This window comes from Acetobacter orientalis (genome assembly GCF_000963965.1).
In the GTDB taxonomy this organism is placed as follows: Bacteria; Pseudomonadota; Alphaproteobacteria; order Acetobacterales; family Acetobacteraceae; genus Acetobacter; species Acetobacter orientalis.
In genome coordinates this window covers 19,214-42,125 of the sequence record NZ_BAMX01000007.1, presented here as the reverse complement: position 1 = coordinate 42,125, position 22,912 = coordinate 19,214, and the positions used below count along the sequence as shown (strand labels likewise).

Below are 22,912 nucleotides of genomic sequence, written 5' to 3'. Positions count from 1 at the left end.
TATAGAATTTACAATGTTTAAAATTGAAATGATTATCACAGTATACTTTCGTGTAAGAGATTTTCTTCCGTCTTGATGCAAATTGAATCGAGGGTATTGATGATTTCTGAGACAAGCTTGCCTCGGCTTGTTTTGACAAAAAATTGAGCCAAGCGGTTATTGCCAGAGAATGTATCCGTCATTGCTAATTTTATTACAAAGCGAACTTAATATAGGGCAAGCAATATAGCCTATTCGTGTCAGTGAATCACATTATATTTATTAAATTTACATTATTATGGAATTTATTTATAATAAAAATCATATATATTTTTAATAATTTATTTCTTCATATTTATCTATTATTTATATGAGTCATTATAATATATAAACGTTATATTTATTGTACTATCGTATAGTAGACCTTCATCGTGGATGAGTATGAAGAGGGATTTCAGCCATATGCTATAAAATTTGGGAAGATAAAGTATTGCTAAGTGTATTTTTTTTGAGCTAGAAGAAAGAAGCCTTATCACAATATTTGTAAACGCTCATAAAATTTTTGTTAATAGTAAAAATATTAGGTAAAATATGATAAACGAAAAAAATATAAATTTATCTATTATTCTTATTAGCTATAATCATGCATCTTATATAAGGGAGGCTATAGAAAGTATTTTAAAGCAAAAATTCAACTCTAAAATACAATTAATTGTCGCAGATGATAAATCGACTGATAGAACATTAGATATTATTCGTGAATATGATGGGATTGATCATCGATTTGCTTTTGAATATCTTTCTCAAGAGAAAAATATTGGTATTACAAAAAATTATCAGAGAGCCTTCCAAGCATGCATCGGCGATTATATTGCTATTCTGGAGGGTGATGATATTTGGGCTAATGATGAAAAACTCAGGAAACAAATTATAGCATTGGAAAATAATAAAAATTGTGTCTTTTGTTCGTCTAATTATTATTTATTTAATGAGAAAATAGGTATTCAAGGCACAAGAACACTCCATGGAAAAGGAGGGAGTATGTATTATGATGTTCCTTTTATTATCAAAGATAATTTGCCAGGAAATTTTTCAGCTATAGTTTATAGAAAGAATGTCATAGAGCGGCTTCCACAAGAGATATTTAACTTCAAATCATATGATTGGGTTATAAATATTTTTTCTGGATTGTTTGGTGATTTTATATATTTGCATGAACCATTATCTTTCTATAGAATACATGAAAATGGGACATGGAGTTCTTTGAGTTCAAAGCAGAAAAAAATAGAACAAATAAAAACTATTGTATTTTGTAAAGGTCTTATGCAAAATAAATATAATAAAGAATTTGACGATGTTTTCAAAAAGCTAAAAACAGAAAATGCAAAGATTTCATGGGGAGGTGTGTTTTTAATCAAAGTAATTAAGAAAATATTAAAATTTAAAAAAGAGATATGAAAATTCATGATTTTTGATATTAAAATAATATTTTATGAAAATGAGTTGTTATGCTGCCTATTTCTGTTGTTATGCCAAGCTATAATCACGCCGCATATGTTGGCCGTGCAATTGAAAGTGTGCTTCGTCAGTCTTTTGGGGAATATGAATTCTTAATAGCTGATGATGGTTCCAATGATGGTACGAGAGATATAATTCAAACTTTTCATGATAAAAGAATACAGTTTTTTCCACACCAAAATAATCGTGGTGCATGTACGGTGCATAATGAGTTACTTGCTCAGGCAAAAGGTAAATATGTAGCGCTCATTAATTCCGATGATATGTGGATGGAGGGAAAATTAGAAAAACAGTTTAATTATTTAGAAAAAAATAATCATATGGCAGGTCACTTTGGACGTGCGGTATTTGTGAATGCACAGGACGTTGTTTTAAAGAAGGATAGCCTTTCGTTTGGACGTATATTTGATCAACCTAATCGGACGCAAGCCGAGTGGATAAGATTTTTTTTCGATCATTCAAATTGTCTTTGTCACCCGTCTAGTATGATTAAACGTGAATGTTATTCAAGTTTGGGAGGATATAATAATCGTTTTAGGCAGCTTCCAGACTTTGATATGTGGGTAAGACTGGTAAAAAAATATCCTATTTACGTTGATAACGATCCTCTTATCTATTTTCGTATTTTATCTGAAAAAAATACAAGCTCTTCTACTCTTGAAAATAATATAAGAATTATGAATGAGCATTATTTTATTGCAGAGAATTTTTTTGAAGATCTATCGGAACCCCTGTTTAGCGAGGCTTTCTCTGATCGTTTTTATGATTTGCCTGCAGATGCAGTACGTGATTTGAAAGTTGAAAAAATATTACAATATTTTGTAGAAAATGATAATTTAGGAAAAATTTATCAGCAAATTGGGTTGCAGAAAATATTTTCTGAGCTAAATAATAGTGTTAGAAATAGAGTTTTAAAAGAAAACTACTGCATAGATGATAAGTATTTCCAAAATATTTCTGGAAAAAATAGTTTATTTTACGATCAAAATTTTAGTGAGAAAAGAAGTGTTGTAAAAAAAATTATAAGAAAATTTTTATATTCATAATAAAAACTAGATATGCGCGAAATTTCTACATTGAGAAATATTAAATTATATTTAATAGAAGTTGTTATCTAATTTTTCAGTGTATAAAAATGAATATTATTTTATGCTGGGCGTGATTTGGAAGGAATTATTGAATAGTCTGTTCCTGGTTCTGTTCTATTGTGGTGTGGCAGCTATGGTAAAAAGTTCTCAAAAATGGTATTTGTAGATACTAGCACGTGAAGCGTTGCGTATTCTTGGTCGTATAAGCGTTAGGGCTCTTAATGCACGGTGGTAGCTACTATAATTTAGCGTTAAAAGATATCGTTCAAGGGTTTTCTAAGTGGCAATTAGCTTGGCTGCTGGGAATTGGTGATATTAAGCAACGCTACGCGCGATCCAAGCTGGGGCAGTTTTGGATTACATTAAGCATGCTTATTTTTATTGTAGCGATAGGCGTCGTTTATAGTTTTCTTTTTCATCAAGAAATTAAGAGTTTTCTACCTTATGTTGCTTGTAATTATGTGGCATGGACTTGGTTATCTACTAGTATTATTGAAAGCTCTACTGTCTTTGTCCAAGCTCAGGGTTATATAAAGCAAACTCCTATACCACGCTCTATTTTTGCACTCCGAACAATAATTAGAAATTTTGTTAATTTTTTGCATAATATAATTATTATATTTTTAGTTTTTGTTTGTATGCTGCATCCAATTTCATGGAATATGTTTTTGGTGATTCCGGGTATATTTTTTATTTTATGCTGTGGTTTTTTCTCTAGCTTGTGTTTGGGAGTTATTTGTACACGGTTTCGTGATTTGCCGCAGATTGTGCAAGCTATCATGCAAATTCTAATGTTTCTTACACCCGTTATGTGGCCAGTCAGTTCATTGAGTAAGAATGCTCTGGCGATTGTTGAATACAATCCTATGGCAGCGTTAATGCATGTGGTTAGCAAGCCTTTCTTAGGAATAGTACCCGATATGTCCGACTATATTTTATCATCAATCACATTGTTGGTGTTGATGATAGGTAGCGGCTATATTTTTGCACGTTTCCGTGCCCGTATTGTTTATTGGTTGTGATGGTCGATTATGGTTGAAATTAAGTTAGATAACGCCAGCGTAGAATTTTCAATCTATAACGCGCGTAGCCGCTCATTGAAGAGTAACCTAATGAAGCGGGTTGGAGGGCATATTGGCCAGTCAGCTAAAGATGACCGTGTTGTTATTCATGCTTTGCGTGATATTAACCTACACTTAAAAACAGGCACGCGTTTAGCACTGGTTGGGCATAATGGCGCTGGTAAGTCAACAATGCTGCACTTACTGGGCGGGGTATATGAGCCATCGTCTGGCTCTGCCATAATAAAGGGGCGTGTATCTTCTTTACTTGATCTCTCTATGGGTATGGATCCGGAGCAAACAGGTCGAGAAAACATTATCCTGCGAGCTGTTTTTCTCGGTATGAGTATAGCGCAAGCAAAAGCGTTAGTACCCGAGATTGCAGAATTCTCAGAGCTTGGACCTTATTTAGACTTGCCAATGAGAACTTATTCTTCCGGTATGGCGATGAGGCTTGGCTTTGGTGTATCGACCGCCATTCAGCCAGATATTATTTTAATGGATGAAATGATTGCGGTAGGTGATGTGCGTTTTGCTGAAAAAGCACGAGCAAGGTTGCATAAAATTATGGATAACGCGGGTATATTGGTTATTGCATCGCATAGTTCAGAAACTTTGCGCCAGTATTGTGATCGTGCGATTTGGCTTAAAGAGGGGCAAGTGCTAGCTGGCGGGCCATTGGAGGATATTTTAAAAGAAGCTCATGGGCCAGATTGAGAGGTTTTCATTGGTAGCTTTTACTGGCTTCAATGAAGGAAGCGAATTTACGTGTAGGATGATGATTAAAATATGGGTCTTTATGGTTCGGGAGTAAAATGTCTATGCACGTAATTTTATTTTTTGTAACTATCAATATTAGAAAAAATATTGAATATGCTTAGGATGATTTCATAACAAAAGTTTTTAGATAATGAACTATAAAAATATATTGTTATTTTTAGATAAAAAAATATTTTTAAAATATGTTGTGTCAATATTTTTTCTAGGTAATGTTTTTGCTGTAGGCTATTTATATTCCACCTCTAAAAGTGCTTTGTCTGTTGTTAATGGCCCAGCAGTGCATAATGGCAAAGCTGACCTACGTTTGTGGGCGTTACAAGATGTTTTACCTTTAAATGGTGAGTGGCAAGTCTTTTGTAACATACTTGATGGTCGTACCCTTTCTCGTCCAACCGCTTCTATTCAATCGCCTTACAAAATTGTTAATATGCCACGTTTGTGGAATTATGGTGGTACACGTCCTAATAAAGATGGTACTTTTTCTGGTATGGGAAGAGCAACTTATCGTGTTTTTTTATATCTTCCAGCGCATACGCCTATAATAAGCTTACAAATTCCTCAAATTCTCTCAGCTTCTGCAATTTGGATAGATGGGTATAAGATTACGAGTGCTGGCCATGTTGCAGCGGAACCTCAAGATGAAATTGCAAAAACACCGCTTACTCAATTTATTACACTTGAGCCAGAGCAGCATATAGTTACGTTAGCAGTAGAGGTTTCTAATCATTTTCATTTTGAGGGAGGTATGAGTGCTCCTATTTTAATAGGAACTCGTGATAATTTAGAAAAAAATAGAGAATATAGGCTTGTATTTGATACAGGAGTATTTGCGGCTCTTCTTATTCTGGCGTTTTATATTGCAGCATTTGGGCTCACAACGCAGTCGTCTGGATGGGGGTGGCTGCTAGTTCTGGTTATTTCACTATCTGTCAGATTGGGGTGCACAAGCGGTGTGTTTGCCCAGATGTTTCCATCATTATCTATGTCTGTTCTTTTTAGGATAGAGTATCTTTCTATTTATGTGCCATGGCCGATTTATTTTAGACTTTTGGCGGTCATGTTTCCTGGGCATTTACATTGTTTAGCTGGGAATTTAATTACGGCTTTTGCGATATCTGGTTGCCTTTTGTCTATTTCAACGCCAGTTTATATTTTCACGCAATTTAGAGATGCTACGGTTTTATTTTTAATTATTTCAGCATTTTATTATGTATGGTGTGTTTCTGTCGCGATTTATAATAGAGAATATGGTGCAGATGTTTTAGGTATCGGTGTCGTTATTTTCTTGTTCTGTGTGCTGCACGACGGTTTAATGTATGCGCATTGGCTATCGGGTATTGATGTGGCCCCATTAGGAGGGCTGCTCTTGTTGCTTTTTCATATTATTGTTTTAGGACAGCGTTTTGTAAAAACACTTGATAAAGTGAAGGTATTATCCTCTTCCCTTGCAGCATTGAATAATAGCCTTGAAGGGCAAGTAGAAGAAAGAACGTACCAGCTGGAGCAAACCATAACTGAGTTACATCGTGCTAAAGAGTTAGCCGAAAAAGAAGCGGTTAATAAAGATCGCTTTTTGGCCCATTTGAGCCATGAAGTAAGAACACCTTTAAATGCTATTTTTGGTATGACTACCCTGTTGTTGCGCGATAACCCGAGCGAAGAACAAAGGCGCAGGTTAGACCTGATGAAATTTTCTGGTGCCGGACTTGTGCGTTTGTTGGACGACATACTGGAGATGTCTCGTCTAGAGGCTGGGCGCGTAAAAATAGCTCAGAAACCGTTTGATCTTTCTCTGCTATGCCAGAAATTTGCTGATTTAATGGCTGAAAGATGTCATCAGGTTGGGTTGGCTTTTACATATACATTTGATGTATTACCCAGTCTTGTGATGGGGGATCCCGATAGAATTCAACAGCTTTTAGGTAATGTTACTGATAATGCAATAAAATTTACAAAAAATGGTTCTATACAGTTTGTGGTTCGTGCGACTATGCATGCCTCGCAAGAGTGGGCGGTAGTCTTTGAGTTGACTAATAGTGGGCCGGGTATTCCTCCGCCTGTTTTGGGAATGTTATTTCAAGAGTTTGTGCGTGGGCCAGAAACAAATATTTTACCGGGTTCAGGTTTAGGCCTTGCGATTGTCAAACGGCTGGCTACGGCAATGGGGGGACAAGTTTCTTTAGATAATATAGCAGGAGGAAGCAGATTTACGTTTACATTACCTGTGAGAGACCTAGAGCCGGAACGTGTAACACACATAGCCGAAAAAAGCTTGCCTCGCTTTGGGTTGCGTATCTTGTTGGTGGAAGATACGCCTGAAAATCGTCTGGTTATGCAAGATATGCTAGCGACATTTGATATGCATGTTACGGTTGCTGAAAGCGGTCAAAAAGCACGTGAATTAATAGAAAATACTTATTTTGATGTTATGTTGCTCGACATGGTTTTGCCCGACATATCGGGTGAAGAAATAGCGCATTACGTAACGACTCATTTTAATACGACGATAGCGAGTATGCCCATAATTGCCGTGACGGCTAACGTGATAGAGAGTGATATTTTACGTTACCATGCTGTTGGTATAGAGCATATTGTTGCCAAACCTGTTGTGCTTGATGAATTGTTCAAAGCAATTTCAGAAGTTTGTGGAACCGCCTTGGTTAACCAAGGCGACAGTGTTGTGCAGGAGGCAGATCTTATTGCTGCGGGGTTGCCACTTTTTTTACAGGCCTGCCAAGAATGTCACAATGCGTTGTATATGGCGCTTGAAACAACCGACTATGATTGTATACGCCGTGTAGCGCACCGTATACGTGGGAGTGCCCGTACTTATGGGTACGAGGCATTGGGGCAGCTTGCCACAATTGTAGAAGACGGGTTACGTGAACCTTCCACGATTTATGATTTGTCAGAAGCAAAGTGTTTGCTGTCAGAACTAGATCGGACATTAAGGCAGAATGAAACCTTATAAAAGCTGACCGGAAAGCGTGTTTGTATGACCTTTGTAACCGGTGATGGTGTGGCATCTATCCTGCTTGTTGAAGACGCTGTTGAGTTGAGGGTGCTGATCCGTACATATTTGGAACAATGTGGTTATCGGGTTTATGTGGCAGTGACTGTGGCAGAAATGGAGGTGCAGTGGCGGCTTATGGCACCCGATCTGGTACTGTGTGATATTCAACTGCCCGATGGTGATGGTCGCGAAGCTGCACGGCGTTTGAGAGTGCATGATCATGCAGCCTTAATTTTTGTAACATCCTGTTCCGACATGGCGTATCGTATTCAAGCTCTTGATGATGGGGGTGATGATTACGTGACAAAACCTGTTGATTTACGCGAACTAGCTGCGCGTGTACGGAGTGTTTTACGCCGCAGAGCGTTACGGCCGACAAGTATAGTGTTGGGTAATTGGCGGCTGGAAGTTATCCGCAAACAACTGTGTTCGCCTAGTGGGGCTACTGCTTCTTTTACGTCTGGAGAGTTTGGTTTGTTGTTGGCATTAGCCAGCTCTATAGGCCATGCAGTAACCAGAAACATTTTGGTAGATGTGATTAGCCAGCGCAGTGAGCGTGAAGTAACGGAGCGTACGGTTGATACGCTTATGGCCCGTATTCGGCGTAAAATACCCCCTGCGGCAGGCCTGATGGATTTACCAAGGCCGGTTATTAATACCGTAAGAGGGAATGGCTACCGGTTAGACATGCTGTAAAGGCAGATATGGTTTGTTAACCGATGTTGACAAACCATTACGGTTTGCGGGTTGCCACACTTTTAACACTGTTGCACACTTTCCAGAGGTGAGCGTGCGTTTGGTTGCGAACGCACGGGTTGTTGTATGGGAAGTAGAATGTATTTTTAATATAGACTGTTGGGTAAATAAATTTTTTATATTTATTGCCTATTTTCTTATTAAAAATGAATGTTTTTCCTTTATCCATACAATAAATTTTTTATCGTATTTTGCATGTAACGTGCAGTAACGCATGACGGCAGATAGAGCGCAAGAGTTGGAGTAAGCCATGTATATTCGTAACGTTCTGTCGGCTTTAGGTCTTTTGGCTGTAGGTGCTTTATTAACACCGGCTGAGGCAGCTGTTTCTGCTAAGCAAGCAGCCCATAATGCTGCGCAGTCTGCAAATGCAGCCGCTCCTACTATGCAGCCTTCTCCTATTACCATGCAGCAAGATTTTGGGCCATGGCATGCAAGCTGTAGCTATATGCCTGCAACACACACGGCAACGGCCTGTGTTGTTTCTCAACAGCTGAGCATGCAGCAACAGGGACGGACTATTTCCATCGGTATGGTTATTGTTGGGCATTCGGTTAATGCGACAACGCCGGTTTTATCTGACCGGCCTTATGAAGTGAGCCTGATGACCCCTTTGGGTTTTGACCTTACAAAGCCTTCAACACTGACGCTGGATTCTGCGGCACCTCTTAGTATGCCGTATATCATGTGTACAACATCGGGTTGCCTTTCGAGTGTGCAGGCAACGCCAACACTGATGGCGAGTTTACGTGGTGCGAAGGATGGGCACATTCGTGTGGCACACGTTGCGGCACAAGGCGGAGATGTGGTGACAATTAATTATAAAATGGCACATTTTCTTGATGCTCTTCTTGCCGTAGAGGCATGGGGGAAAGCAAAGACACCACTTTAAGAACATGAGCCGTTGATGTTTTTTGAACTGGTTATGTAAAGAGTGGAATAGCTCAATAAATTTCTTTTGACGCGTATTTTCAGCATTTGTTAATACGCGTTGACACGAAAAATAAAGCATTTGGTATGCTGGCTTACACTCGTTTGCATTAGATACTTCTAATGCAAAAACATTAAATAAAAAATAAAAACTTTATCTCGCCTTTGGTGTGCGCGGAGTTTTGGCGTGTCTGCTAATCGAAAGTGACAGGTAGTGATGAAAAAGAAAATTGTATCCTCCGCTAAGGGGGCTCTCCCGTCACTTGATTGTAAGCATATGTCAAGAGTAAGTCAGCAAGAGTCAGTTGTACTTTCTGCCTTGGTGCAGAATAACTTTTCGCGCTCTTATGGTGTTGAGAGCAAAGTATATGTGCCGTCTTTTAGCTTAAAATTAATGTGTTCTACACCATTTTTGGTTGCTGTACTTTTTCCAGCGCAGTCTTATGCGGCAGAGTCACAAGCCGTTAACATTGGTGGTTTTACGTCTTCCTCTCCGTCATCATCGTTTTCTTATACTGCGGGCGATAATGCAGGCACGTTAACAGAGAGCGGCAAAAATGGTAAAAACGGCCATATTGGCGTGCTGTTTGTGCCCCCTAAAAAAGGGGGGAATGGTGGTAGCACGAATACGGCCATTACCATTACCAGTGTGCATTGGGATGCACCTACAAATACAGCAACGTTAACCTATAGCGATAATAGTACGGCTGTTTTTACGCCTAATTCGGGTAACACAGCTTATACTGAAGTATTAACCAGTAGTAGCGGTGACAAGCAGACGATGCACATAGATGGCACGCTTGCACCAGCAGATACGGTTGCCAGCGATGGTAGCGTTTCTGCGCTTACTTTGTCTCTACACGGTGCAACGCAGATTAATTCTGTGGGGCTTGCGGATAGTAGCAGTATTTCCCCTAATGATATGGGAACGTCTATTTTTGGTAGCGACGGTACCGTCAAAAATATTCAAACTAACGCCGATTATAGCAAAGTTGTCATTACATATGATGATGGTACGCAGCGTATTTATGATCAGGTTTTTACGCCGAGTGCAGATGGTACAACGCCGCCACAAGCTGCTGTCGATGAAAATGGGCTGTACCAATATAATGTTACGGTTGTTGGTGCAGATAACCAACAAAGTTCCGGTGGTACAGTATCGGCTACATTTGCAAGCAATAATGGTACTGGCACATTACCCACAGATGGTAGCCTAGGGGATGTAACGCAGGGGCTTACTGCGCAGGTTACGCAATCTGCCACAGGCGATCAGACCTTTAGTATAAGCCAAGGCGACCAGCTTGATGGTGGTGCTTCTGGGGTTGCGGTACCCAGTAACACAAGCCTGACCTATAAACCCAGTAGCCCGACAGCAACAATTAACGCAACGCAGGGCGAGTCAGGGGTTTTAGCCATTAGCCAAGGTGGCGATGGCGGTAAGGGCGGTACTTACTATGTGGGTGGTAAAGGGGCTAAAGGCGGTGTAGGCGGCAATGCTGGGAGCGTGGCTGCAATGGCTGATGGTATCATCAATATCTCTGGCAATGGTTCGGCAGTTTATGGCGTGGGTGCTGAATCTATAGGGGGTGATGGCGGTAACGGCGGTGGGTCTTATACCATTGTAGGGTCTGGCGGTAACGGTGGTGCTGGTGGCTCTGGTGGTGCGGCGCAGGTCGCTTTTGGTGGTAACGCTGCTAGTAGTATTACAACCACCGGAGATAACGCCGTAGGCGTTGCCGGGTTGTCTATTGGTGGCAATGGTTCTGCTGGCGGTAATGGCGGCAATGTTTCTGTTACAATTAACAACTATACAACGCCAGACCATGTATTGGTACCAACAACAATTACAACCAGCGGCAATTCTGCCGATGCTGTCCTTGCCCAGTCTGTGGGGGGAAATAGTGCGCATGGTGGCTCGGGAGATGGGTTTGTCGGCCTTGGTGGCGGTGGGGGCGCAGGCGGCAACGCAGGCACGGTAAGTGTTACCAACCACGGGAACTTAACCACGCAGGCATCTTATGCTGATGGTATTTTGGCTCAATCCATTGGTGGTGGTGGTGGTAATGGCGGCAGCAGTGCGGGTGTGTTTAGTATTGGTGGGCATGCCGGCGGTGGTGGTACCGGCGATAATGTTACCATTACAAATAGCGGTACGATTGTAACAGGGCTTAACGCCAAAGGCGGTGACCCCTCAAGCGTTACTGGCGCAATGGGTATTGTCGGCCAGTCTATTGGGGGTGGCGGCGGTAACGGTGGTTTTGCCGTTTCGGCTGGCCCCCTTGCTTTAAGCATTGGTGGCTCTGGTGGTTTTGGGGGCAGTAGCGGTACTGTCTCTATTGGTAGTTCGGGTGCTCTCACAACCTACGGTAATGCCTCAAGTGCTATCATGGCCCAGTCTATTGGTGGTGGTGGTGGTAACGGTGGCGGTGCTGTTGCTATTTCTGCATCAATCTCGATTGCTATGGGTGGCTCCGGGGGGGAAGGGGGTAATGGCGCAGGCGTAAGCGTTACTGCCACTAACGATATTGCCACGTGGGGCATGAATTCTAGTGGTATTATTGCGCAGTCTATTGGCGGTGGTGGTGGCAACGGTGGGTTTAGTGCTGCGGCCAGTGTGGGGGTAGCCGCCTTTTCGGTTGCATTGGGCGGTAATGGTGGCGCGGGGGGGGATGCCTCAAGCGTAAACGTTACGATGGGCGGTAACCTTGCAACACATAGTGATGAGTCCGCGGCTATACTTGCACAGTCTATTGGTGGCGGTGGTGGTAATGGTGGCTTTGGTCTTGCAATGGCTGGGTCTGTTACGCTGTCTGGTGCGGTTGCTATAGGCGGTAAAGGCTCCGGCGGTGGGTCTGCACAAGATGTTACTGTGCAGGTTAACGGGCTTAATTCTGATGGTATTCAAACACTCGGTAATCAATCAGGTGGTATTATTGCCCAATCTATTGGTGGTGGGGGTGGTAATGGTGGCTGGGCTGTAGCTGCCACAGGCACAGTAGCCGCTTTTGATGTGGGTGGTGCTATTGGTGTGTCTTTAGGTGGTAGTGCGGGTAAGGCCAGTACGGCCGGCCATGTGCAGATTACCGGCAATACGGAATCGATTATTACGCAGGGTGCTCAATCTACGGCTATCTTGGCGCAGTCTATTGGCGGCGGCGGCGGTAATGGTGGTACGGCTGTTGCTGTGGCTGGTACAGCCAGCTTGGGGGCTGCTGGCTCTATTGCTGTGGCAGTTGGGGGTAACGGCGGCGGCGGCGGCAACGGCGGGCAGGTTGATGTTACCAGTAGTGGCGCACTGCAGACCACTGGCGCGCAATCTTCTGGTCTTGTCGCTCAGTCTATTGGGGGCGGTGGTGGCAATGGTGGCACCACGGTTGCGGCCTCTGTTGCTCTGGGTCTTGGTTTTAGCGGCAATGTGTCTGTGGGGCTGGGCGGCTCGGGCGGCTCTGGTGGGAATAGTGCAGATGTGCATGTGCACAATGATGGCGCTGTGCACACTGCTGGTGCGTTATCGTCTGGCGTTGTTGCACAATCCATCGGGGGCGGTGGTGGCAATGGCGGTTTTGATTTGGCAGGCGGTTTATCGCTTTCCGCTTCAGGTGCCGTATCGCTTGACCTTGCTTTAGGTGGCTCTGGTGGTTCTGGCGGGTCTGCTGGGGCTGTGACGCTAGAGAATGCGGGCCAAGTGTTGACAGATGCAGCAATGGCCAATGGCCTTGTTGCGCAGTCTCTTGGCGGTGGTGGCGGTAACGGCGGGTTTGTGCTTGCTGGTGGTGCACAGGCAAGTATGGGGGCCTTGCTGCCTCTGTTGCTGTTGGCAGCAAGGGTGGGTCTGGCGGTACGGGCGGTGCCGTTAATCTTAATAACTCCGGCGCAGTGTACACGCACGGTACAAATTCTACCGCAGTTATTGCACAGTCTATTGGTGGTGGCGGTGGTAATGGTGGCACTACGGTCGGGGCCGCATTTTCAGGTGGTGTTGAAGGCTCAGTAGGCCTTGCTGTAGCGCTCGGCGGTTCAGGCGGGAATGGGAATACTGCAAACACTGTAACGCTTGATAACAGCGGGCAAATTAGCACTAGTGGTGATTTGTCTGGAGGTTTGGCTGCTCAGTCTATTGGCGGTGGCGGCGGCAATGGTGGCCTGACAGTGGCCGCCGATCTGTCTTTGTCGGTAACAAGTGGGGCAATTGCTGGTTCTGTCGCTTTAGGGGGTAATGGCGGTACGGGTGGGCGTGCTGCAGCAGTTAACCTTACAAATACAGCAAATATTCAAACACAGGGTAGTCTATCGAACGCCGTAGAAGCGCAGTCTATTGGTGGTGGTGGCGGCAATGCGGGAACTACGGTTGGTGGCTCTATGGCTGCCGGTCTTGAAGGTGGAGCGGGTGTTTCTGTTGCCCTCGGCGGCGCTGGTGGGAGCGGTAATACTGCCGATACAGTGACCCTGCACAATGAGGGCCAGATTGTTACTGCCGGAGCTATGTCTGGTGGTCTTGTTGCACAGTCTATTGGCGGCGGCGGTGGTAATGGCGGCCTGACGGTGGCGGCTAACTTGTCGTTGGCAGCTAGCGGGCCTGGTTTGTCGGGGGCTGTGGCCCTTGGGGGTAAGGGTGGCTCTGGGGGGCAGGCTGGTGCAACAACCCTGACCAATACAGGGATTATTCAAACTAAGGGTAGCTTATCTAATGCCATACTAGCCCAGTCTATTGGTGGCGGTGGTGGTAACGGTGGCACAACTGTTGCTGGCTCTGTGGCTCTCTCGCCAGATGTAAGTGGGTCTGTTGCTGTTGGCCTTGGCGGTGCTGGCGGCACAGGGGCCGACGCCGGCCTTGTAACTGTGTCTAATACAGCCGCTCTGCAAACCAGTGGCGCTCTGTCTTCTGGTATTGTTGCGCAATCTGTCGGTGGTGGTGGTGGTAATGGGGGCTTGGATGTTGCCGGTTCTTTGTCTGTGTCGGGAGAGGCGTCTGTTGCGCTGAACCTTGCCTTGGGGGGATCCGGTGGTGAAGGTGGAAACGCTGCTGGTGTAACGCTTGATAACCAAGGCCAAGTAGTAACGTCTGGTGCCATGTCTGGTGGTTTGACTGCACAGTCTATTGGCGGTGGTGGCGGTAATGGTGGGTTTGTTGTTTCTGCCAGTGGCTCTGCGGGTGAAGGGGCACTGAGTGCCGCTGTTGCTTTAGGTGGTTCTGGTGGTTCTGGTGGTGGGGGGAGTGACGTCAGCCTAACCAATAGTGGCTTGATCCAGACTGATGGGGTAAGTGCTACTGGTGTAACCGCACAATCTATTGGTGGCGGTGGTGGTAATGGGGGCACAACTGTTGCTGGTTCTGTGGCCATATCAAGCGAGGCAAACGGTAGCGTTGCCCTAGCATTGGGCAGTGCCGGTGGTGGCGGTGGTAATGCTGCTACTGTGTATTTAAAAAACACAAACCAAGTTGTTACAGCAGGTAATTTTTCAGGCGGTCTTGCTGCACAATCTATTGGTGGTGGCGGTGGTAATGGTGGCTTAAGTGTTGCCGGAGGGCTATCTTTTACCACAGGTACAGCAAGTGTGGCGGCGTCTCTTGCGCTTGGTGGCAGTGGCGGCTCTGCTGGTACTGCGGACCATGTTACCTTAGAGAATACCGGCCTTATTCAGACTGATGGCCTCCATGCAGATGGTATTTTGGCGCAGTCTATTGGTGGCGGTGGCGGTAATGCAGGCACAACTGTTGCCGGTGCTATTTCCTTGTCTGATCAGGTAGGGGCTGGGCTATCTGTTGCATTGGGCAACAAAGGCGGTTCTGGTGGTAAGGGGGGTGATGTCAGCCTGACCAATTCAGGGGATATCAAAACTCAAGAGGCCTCGTCGTCTGCTATTGTTGCGCAGTCTATTGGCGGTGGCGGTGGTAATGGCGGTATGGCCATTGCCGGGGCGGCTTCTGCCGCCACGGGTGCTTCGCTGGCTATTAGTGTTGGGCTAGGTGGTGCAGGCGGGAGTGGGTCAGAATCTGGGGCCGTCACGTTTGAAAACTCAGGTCTTATCCAAACAAGTGGTGCGTTATCTAACGGTCTTGTTGCGCAGTCTATTGGTGGTGGTGGTGGTAACGGCGGTGTAGTTGCCGCAGGTAGTCTTGCCCTGAGTGGAGATGACGGGTCGGCAACGCTGTCTTTGGCATTAGGTGGTGCTGGTGGCGGTGGTGGTGCGGCTGGTAGTGTTACGCTTGGTAATACAGCTACTATTGACACCACAGGTGCTGGGGCCAACGCCATTATGGCGCAGTCTATTGGTGGGGGTGGTGGTAACAGCGGCATAGTGGTGGCTGCTGGCATTTCATTAAGTGCAGATGGAAGCTCTTTTGGGGCCTCTGTAGGTGTTGGTGGTAAAGGTGGTTCTGGCAGTACGGCTTCGAGCGTTACGGTCAGCAATACGGCTATCATTACAACGCATGATATTTTGTCTGATGGTATTTTAGCTCAGTCCATCGGTGGTGGTGGTGGTAATAGCAGCATGGTGGTGGCGGGTACTGGTACTGTGGGTGAAAACTCAGGTGCGCTGTCTCTTGCTGTTGGTGGGCAAGGCGGTACAGGTGGTACGGCGGGCAATGTCAGTGTCACCAACACGGCGTATATTCAGACAGATGCGGCCATGTCGTCTGCTATTGTTGCTCAATCTGTTGGCGGCGGCGGTGGTAATGGCAGCATGAGCCTTGCTGGCTCGCTGGCCTTTTCGGCTGAAAACTCTGCATCTGGTGCATTTAGCATTGGTGGCCACGGTGGGTCGGGCAACACGGCTGGAGATGTTACTGTTTCCAGCAATACGCTAAACGGCGCCACCCCTACATCCAATATGGGTGCGACAGTTTTTACGAAGGGGAATGATTCTATCGGCATCGAGGCCCAGTCTATTGGCGGCGGCGGTGGTAATGGTGGTATTGCTGGCACGGCCAGCCTTGATGTGAGCACAGATGAAGGCACGTCTGTTGCCGCAGCGGTCTCTATTGGCGGTTTTGGCGGTAGCGGAGAAAACTCCGGCAATGTCACAGTTTCTAGTGATGATTTTATTGGCACACTTGGCAAAGGCTCCATTGGTATTTTGGCGCAGTCTGTTGCTGGTGGTGGCGGTAATGGTGGGTTCTCAACAGACCTAACCCTGTCTTACAGCGAAGGCACGAACGTAAGTGCTGGCTTTGCGTTGGGTGGCTTTGGCGGCAAGGCAGCGAGTAGTGCTGGGTCGGTGCTGGTGACGGTCGATGGAGCCATTGTTACCACGGGTGATGATGCTGGCGCGGTGGTTGCGCAGTCTATAGGCGGCGGCGGCGGTGTGGGTGGTTCTACACTCGGTGCACAGGTTGGTGCCTCTGAAGACAGCATTGGCGTCAGTGCCAGTGTTGGTGGTTGGGGTGGTGCTGGTGGAGATGGCGGCTCTGTAACCGTAAAAAGCAATAGCCCCATTAGTACGCAGGGTGCGCAGGCTAGTGGTATTTTGGCGCAGTCTATAGGCGGCGGCGGCGGTAACGGTGGGTCTGCTTTTACCGGTGAAATTAGCAATGAATCGTCAAAAAGCTTTGTAGCAACAGTAGGTGGCTTTGGGGGTGTTGGCGGTGCTGGTAGCACGGTAGATGTAATTTCTGTAGGTGATATTACAACCAAGGGTGATAGCTCACACGCTATCGCCGCTCAATCTATAGGCGGCGGTGGCGGTAACGGCGGTAACGCTGGTTCTCTCATGATTTCTTCTGGCGGAGAGGACACAACCGTTAACCTAAGCGCCACAGTAGGTGGTTTTGGCGGTGCCGGTGCGATAGGGGGCGATGTTTTTGTTAACAGTAACGGCCAGCTTTTAACATCAGGCGCTAATGCCCAAGCTATTGTGGCCCAGTCTATAGGCGGTGGTGGCGGTAATGGCGGCACCAGTTTGTCTGGTGTGGTGGTCTTTAACGGCAATAGCGGGGGGGATGTTATTAATGCAGCCATTTCTGTTGGTGGTTTTGGCGGCACGGGCGAAAACGCTGGTACTGTTGATGTAACTCAGCAAGGGCTTATTGCGACATCTGGTGTAAATGCAGCTGGTATTTTAGCGCAATCTATTGGTGGCGGTGGTGGTACAGGGGGGCAGGCTAACTCTATTTCTATGGTGCTTACCATTGAAAAAGCCGATATTCCAAAAATTGGCAAAACCTCTGACGACCCCGATGGTTTAACGTATATCAAAAATAATACGGGCGATAATAAATCGCTCTCTCTCAGCATTGGTGGCTCTGGTGGTGCAAGTGGTGATGGCGGTGCAACTACTGTTTCCAATGCAGGGCTTATTCAAACTGTAGGCAATTTTTCAGATGGTATTGCCGCACAGTCTATTGGCGGTGGTGGCGGTAGTGGTGGCAAGGCCATTATTGGCCTGTCAGGTGTTATTCCTGATGAATACGTCAATGACATGTCCAATTTGCAGTATTTATCTGCCTTAAGCGGTATGAACGACATGACCATTTCTATTGGTGGTTTTGGCGGTGCAGCTGGAAGTGGTGGAGATGTTTCAGTTACTAATACCGGCAATATTAGCACTACCGGTATAGATTCTATCGGCATTTTTGCGCAGTCTGTTGGCGGCGGAGGTGGCGATGGTGGGCAAGGTAACTCTGGCAGTTCTGGTCAGCTGGGTATTGGTGGTTTTGGTAGCTCTGCGGGTGATGGCGGCAACGTAAGCGTTATTAACGGCAGCGCAGATCAACCGAGTGGGCAAGGTATTATTCAAACAACGGGCAAAGGTGCTACGGGTATACTGGCGCAGTCCATCGGTGGTGGTGGCGGTAATGGTGGGGACGGTGCTGGCAAAATTACCATTGGTGGTATGGGCGGCGGTTTGCTTAACTCAGTTGCGGGTGAGGGCGGTGCTGTTAGCGTTACCAACTACGGTATTGTGCTAACCCAAAATGCAGAAGCTGCGGGTATTATTGCCCAGTCTATTGGCGGCGGCGGCGGTAACGGGGGTGATGCCTCAACAGGGGGCAGCACGTTTACACTCGGTGGTTTTGGTGGTGCGGCGGGTAATGGTGGCAAAGTTAGTGTAACCAACCTTAACGCTATTCAAACACAGGGTGATACCTCAAGCGGTATCATGGCCCAATCTATCGGGGGCGGTGGTGGTAATGGTGGCAACGCCAGCTCTTCCAGTGTGGTTGGTGTTGGTGGTTGGGGCACAAGCGCCGGTAATGGTGGCGATGTGCAGGTCATTAACGGGGTAACAGGAAATGCTACACCCGCAACTATTTTGACCGTGGGTAACCAGTCTAATGCCATTTTTGCCCAATCCATCGGTGGTGGTGGTGGTGGTGGTAATGGCGGCGCTGGTGGCGGCAAGTTAGGTATTGGTGGCAGTTCAACAAGTTTGCTGCCCGGCACTATTACCGGCAATGGTGGCACTGTGGCGGTCAATAACTACTCAGCACTAGTTACTCAGGGAGATGACTCCGATGGTATCATGGCGCAGTCTATTGGTGGTGGCGGTGGTAGCTCGGGCGGTACTGCTGGCAGCGGTATTGTAGCCATTGGTGGTGTTGGTGGTATTGGCGGCAATGGTGGCCTTGTTAGCATCAATAACCAGAACCTAATTTCTACACATGGTAGTGGCTCACTTGGTGTTTTTGCACAGTCCATTGGTGGCGGTGGTGGTGCCGGTGGTGATGCCAGCGCTTCTAGCAAAATAGGGCTAGGTGGCTGGGGTTCTGCCGCGGGTGACGGCGGTGATGTTGTTGTTCTCAATGGTACATTTGGCAACCAGTTGGCAGCCTCAGTCACCACTGTGGGTGATATGGCCACGGCCATTATGGCGCAGTCTATTGGCGGCGGTGGTGGCAATGGGGGTAAAGGCGGCGGCCTTATAAGCATTGGTGGCAGCACCACAGGCCTGATAACGGACGCCCTAACCAATAAAGTTACCGGCAATGGCGGCAGTGTTTCTGTAAGTAACTACGCGCAACTGGCTACGCAAGGTAACGAGGCGGATGGTGTTTTTGCGCAGTCTATTGGCGGTGGCGGCGGTAACGCTGGCGATGCCTCAGAAAAAGCTGTTCTGGCTGTTGGGGGTATTGGCGGTGCTGGTGGTAATGGGGGTGCGGTTACGGTCAGTAACCAAGGCGTTATCCAGACAGTTGGTGCAGCATCACGCGGTATTTTCGCCCAATCCATCGGCGGTGGTGGGGGTAATGGCGGCGGCACCAACTATGACGGCATTGCGGTTGGCGGGTCTGGCGGTGCCGCGGGTAACGGTGATGCTGTTACGGTATTGAATGGTACAGAGGGTTCTGACCAGCTAAGTGCAGCCATTCTTACAAAGGGTGACAATGCCGATGCTATTTTTGCGCAATCTATTGGCGGTGGCGGCGGTAATGGTGGTACCGCTGGGTTAAATGCTGTTTCTATCGGTGTTTTTGCTAATGGTGCTGGTGGGGGTACGGGTGGTGCTGTGAGCATCAACAATGCTGCTTATCTACAAACAGAGGGCACGTATGCTGCTGGTGCTGTTGCGCAGTCTGTTGGCGGTGGTGGTGGTAGTGCCACTGGTGGCCTTGGGATTGTACAAAGCATTTTAGGCATATTTAACAAAGGTAAGCAGCTTATTGCTCTGGCGTCAGGCTCTAACGGCGGTGCAGGAGATGGCGGCGCCGTTACTCTTACCAATAGTGGGCAGGTTGTTACCAAAGGTATGGCGTCTACCGGGTTGCTGGCCCAGTCTATTGGCGGCGGTGGCGGCCTTGCTACAGGGGGTGATACCGTAAGCATTGGTGGTACTGGCACAGGCAATGCTCAGAGCAGCAATGGGCAAACTGTTACCGTTACGTCTCTGGAGAGTGGGTATATTCAAACCACAGGTAACGAAGCAGTTGGCATTATTGCCCAGTCTGTTGGGGGTGGCGGTGGCATATCTCTAAACAGTGATGGCGATGTGAGTTTTGATATCACACAGGCTAATGGTTCTGCTGGGGATGTAACCGTAACAAACGCTGCGACTATTCAAACATCGGGCATTGGTGCAACTGCTGTCATTGCGCAGTCTGTTGGCGGCGGTGGCGCGTTGGTTGTGTCTGCTGGGCAAAACGTAAATATTAGCACGACAGGTAGCAACAATACAGGTAATGGCGGTGCAGTAACTCTTACCAACACAGCTCGTCAGATTATAACAACCGGCGCTGCGGCAAACGGTCTGGTAGCACAATCTGTCGCTGGTGGCGGTGGTTTGGTCGCTCAAGCCTCTGGCCAGCTAACTGGGCTGACACTGGGCGGGAATGGCACAGCCGGTGCTGTGCATATCAGCCAAAGCGGCGATATTGCGACAACCGGTGCTGGTTCTTACGCTATTTGGGCGCAGAGTGTTGGCAAAACCAATGGTGCTATAAGCATTAATATAGATGCCTCCAGCCATATTATTGGTGGTACAGGCACAGGTGCTGCCATAGGTATGATGGACGGTGCAGCGAATACGTTGGTTAACGCTGGCTTTATTACCGGAAAAGGGCAGGTAGAAGCTATCGTGCTTGATAGTGTTGGTCATTTAAGTAGCACAGGCGGTTGGATCGATGGCACCGCCATTCAAGGTAGTGGCACCCAAATACGTGATACCGTAGAGAATACAGGTACTATTATCGGTTCAATCAATCTTGGTAATGCTGCGTTAACCAACCATGTTGAAGGTCGCCTTATTACAGGTGATACTGTACATCTTGGTACCGGTACAGACGACGTACTGACCAATGCCGGGTATTTCTCGCCCGGAGGGGTAGGTCAGATTACCACGACCAATCTGACCGGCTCTTTTGTGCAGTTGGCAACAGGCACCTACGTGGCTGACGTAGAACTAGACCCTGTTACGGACAAACTGAACGTAAGCGGTAAGGCCACTTTGGCAGGCACGCTCAAGCTCAACATTACCGATCCGGGCGACATACGGCCCGGGACCCGCGGTGATGTGATTGTGAGTGCACAAGAAGGCACGACCAACAACGGTTTAGTTATAGATGCGCTGCCGTCTGCCGTTACCTCCTATGGGTTGGCAGGCAACGGTGCAGATTTGGTACTGGCGCGTGATGTCACCTTTACCCCTAAAGGCACAGATGCTGTTGCTGGGTCTTTGGCAAATATGCTGGGGGTAATACCGGTTACAAACTCAGCAGGTTTAACGCACCTGTATTCTGCGCTTTATTACCAACCAGATGTTAAAGCTCTCAACGCGATGTATCATGCGCTCAATGATGAAGCGCAAAGTGACTACCAGCAGGCAATTATCGATAATAATGATCTGTTTATGTCAACGGTCTTGCAGCAAACTGCATCATGGCGCACAGGCGTGCAAGCAGGCCGCGTTGTGTTGGGAGACTGCGCGGCACAAGGTGTTAACATAGCCAAGAAGGATAAAAAATCTGTTCAAGTCTGCAACAATACAGAAAACTGGCACGCATGGCTTAACAGCTACGGTGGCAACACTACATACGATGGGAATACCCATACTGGTACAGCGCAGTTTAATACCTATGGGTATGGTATGGCCGCCGGTTTAGATTATCAGGTAAATCCGAACATGCTCATTGGTTTAGCGGGTGGGTGGGATCGTTCTAATGTTAGTGCCGCAGAACGTGCGGCTTATGGCCAGCTTAACTCCGGCCATGCCGCTCTATATGGTGCTTTAAAGCAAAAGAATTTTTATGAAAATATGGTGCTAAGCTATACGCACACGCATGTTAACTCTAACCGGAGTGTGTATATTCCCGGCACAATGGCCTCATCTGTTGTTATTCCGTCCATTCAGGAGCGGTTTGCTAGCGCTTATGCAATTAACAGCGCCAGCGGTAAAATTGAGGGCGGCTATACGTTGCATCGTGGGGCAAGCTCTATCAGTCCCTTTGTGGCCTTACAGTTTTCTTCTCTAAATATGAATGGCAGTTACGAGCGTGCACAGACCGCTACGGCTATTACAGGGTTGGTGCATCATGACCGTACAATCTGGTCATTCCCACTTTCCGCAGGCGTGCAGATGGATACAAAACAGTCTTTGGGGGGGCATGTCTCACTCACCCCCTTTGCAAGGTTGGCATGGCAGCACGAGTTCCTGCCAGAGCGTTACACGACTTCTGCGCTGCAACTTGCACCCGAATATAGCTTTACAACCCATGGTACAGAGTCATGGCACGATTCAGGTCGTGTTGAGACTGGCCTCAATCTGTTCTCACTCGATGGTTGGTCTCTTTATGGTAAATTTACTGGAGTGTTTTCGGATGTTTCTCGCGGTATTGCAGGTACAGGAGGCTTCCATCTAGAGTGGTAAAAGACGTCAGGAGTATAAATAAAAGTGCAAAAAGGGCTTTTTTTAAAAAAGCCCTTTTTGCACTTTTCTCAAAAAATATAATTTTTTATTTTTTGTCAGATTCTGTTTTTTACTATGTTTGAATAGAGATATGATGCGCTATCCACTCTAACAAATTAAGCTTATTAGATAGTTTGCACTAAGTTGTTTTTGCGATATTACAAGGAGTCTGACCTCCAAATTTCACTATATCATATTCTGTTGGCCGGATTTAAATTTCATATCTAAACATAAAGGTTGGCGTTATAGAGTGCATGATATCTAAAAATAAGGCGCTTTAGATGTTCTTTCTAACGCTAATTTATACTGCTTAACTAAATTGTTGATATACATGTTAGTATAACGTTTTAATATTATTTCTTTGTAAGCATTTTCGTTCACATTAAATAATCAGTCATAAATTTTGGGTGTTTGGTTGTTTTTCAGGCAAGTTTAAGGCCCCACTA

General features: G+C 46.6%; 9 protein-coding genes. All 9 read left to right on the top strand.

Annotated features, from left to right (window positions below; all coding sequences use genetic code 11):
* Window positions 1–570 precede the first annotated feature (570 nt).
* The 9 genes from Abor_RS02880 (at window position 571) to Abor_RS02840 (ending at window position 22,427) form a co-directional block, all read left to right on the top strand.
* Window positions 571–1,437, top strand: coding sequence for a glycosyltransferase (locus Abor_RS02880; protein ID WP_048840339.1), 867 nt, complete (start codon window positions 571–573; stop codon window positions 1,435–1,437).
* Between the two features lie 50 nt (window positions 1,438–1,487).
* A complete protein-coding gene (locus Abor_RS02875) occupies window positions 1,488–2,543 on the top strand; it encodes a glycosyltransferase (RefSeq protein WP_048840338.1) in 1,056 nt (351 codons plus the stop codon).
* A gap of 263 nt (window positions 2,544–2,806) precedes the next feature.
* Complete coding sequence (locus tag Abor_RS02870) at window positions 2,807–3,607, top strand: ABC transporter permease (protein WP_048840337.1); 801 nt, start codon at window positions 2,807–2,809, stop codon at window positions 3,605–3,607.
* A gap of 9 nt (window positions 3,608–3,616) precedes the next feature.
* Complete coding sequence (locus Abor_RS02865; RefSeq protein WP_048840336.1) at window positions 3,617–4,363, top strand: ABC transporter ATP-binding protein; 747 nt, start codon at window positions 3,617–3,619, stop codon at window positions 4,361–4,363.
* 193 nt (window positions 4,364–4,556) lie between these two features.
* Window positions 4,557–7,397, top strand: coding sequence for an ATP-binding protein (locus Abor_RS02860; protein WP_048840335.1), 2,841 nt, complete (start codon window positions 4,557–4,559; stop codon window positions 7,395–7,397).
* Between the two features lie 24 nt (window positions 7,398–7,421).
* Complete coding sequence (locus tag Abor_RS02855; RefSeq protein ID WP_048840334.1) at window positions 7,422–8,135, top strand: response regulator transcription factor; 714 nt, start codon at window positions 7,422–7,424, stop codon at window positions 8,133–8,135.
* Between the two features lie 310 nt (window positions 8,136–8,445).
* A complete protein-coding gene (locus Abor_RS02850; RefSeq protein ID WP_048840332.1) occupies window positions 8,446–9,087 on the top strand; it encodes an invasion associated locus B family protein in 642 nt (213 codons plus the stop codon).
* A 315-nt stretch (window positions 9,088–9,402) separates the two neighbouring features.
* On the top strand, window positions 9,403–13,119 hold the full coding sequence (locus Abor_RS02845; RefSeq protein ID WP_146855174.1) for a beta strand repeat-containing protein: 3,717 nt from the start codon (window positions 9,403–9,405) through the stop codon (window positions 13,117–13,119).
* On the top strand, window positions 13,002–22,427 hold the full coding sequence (locus Abor_RS02840; RefSeq protein WP_048840331.1) for an autotransporter outer membrane beta-barrel domain-containing protein: 9,426 nt from the start codon (window positions 13,002–13,004) through the stop codon (window positions 22,425–22,427). Before Abor_RS02845 ends, Abor_RS02840 begins: the two co-directional genes overlap by 118 nt.
* The last annotated feature ends 485 nt before the right edge of the window (window positions 22,428–22,912 follow it).

Coding starts and splice junctions, on each gene's coding strand:
- Abor_RS02875 (WP_048840338.1), top strand. CDS start 1,488: ATGCTGCCTATTTCTGTTGTTATGCCAAGCTATAATCACGCCGCATAT.
- Abor_RS02845 (WP_146855174.1), top strand. CDS start 9,403: ATGTCAAGAGTAAGTCAGCAAGAGTCAGTTGTACTTTCTGCCTTGGTG.
- Abor_RS02865 (WP_048840336.1), top strand. CDS start 3,617: ATGGTTGAAATTAAGTTAGATAACGCCAGCGTAGAATTTTCAATCTAT.
- Abor_RS02850 (WP_048840332.1), top strand. CDS start 8,446: ATGTATATTCGTAACGTTCTGTCGGCTTTAGGTCTTTTGGCTGTAGGT.
- Abor_RS02855 (WP_048840334.1), top strand. CDS start 7,422: ATGACCTTTGTAACCGGTGATGGTGTGGCATCTATCCTGCTTGTTGAA.
- Abor_RS02870 (WP_048840337.1), top strand. CDS start 2,807: ATGCACGGTGGTAGCTACTATAATTTAGCGTTAAAAGATATCGTTCAA.
- Abor_RS02880 (WP_048840339.1), top strand. CDS start 571: ATGATAAACGAAAAAAATATAAATTTATCTATTATTCTTATTAGCTAT.
- Abor_RS02860 (WP_048840335.1), top strand. CDS start 4,557: ATGAACTATAAAAATATATTGTTATTTTTAGATAAAAAAATATTTTTA.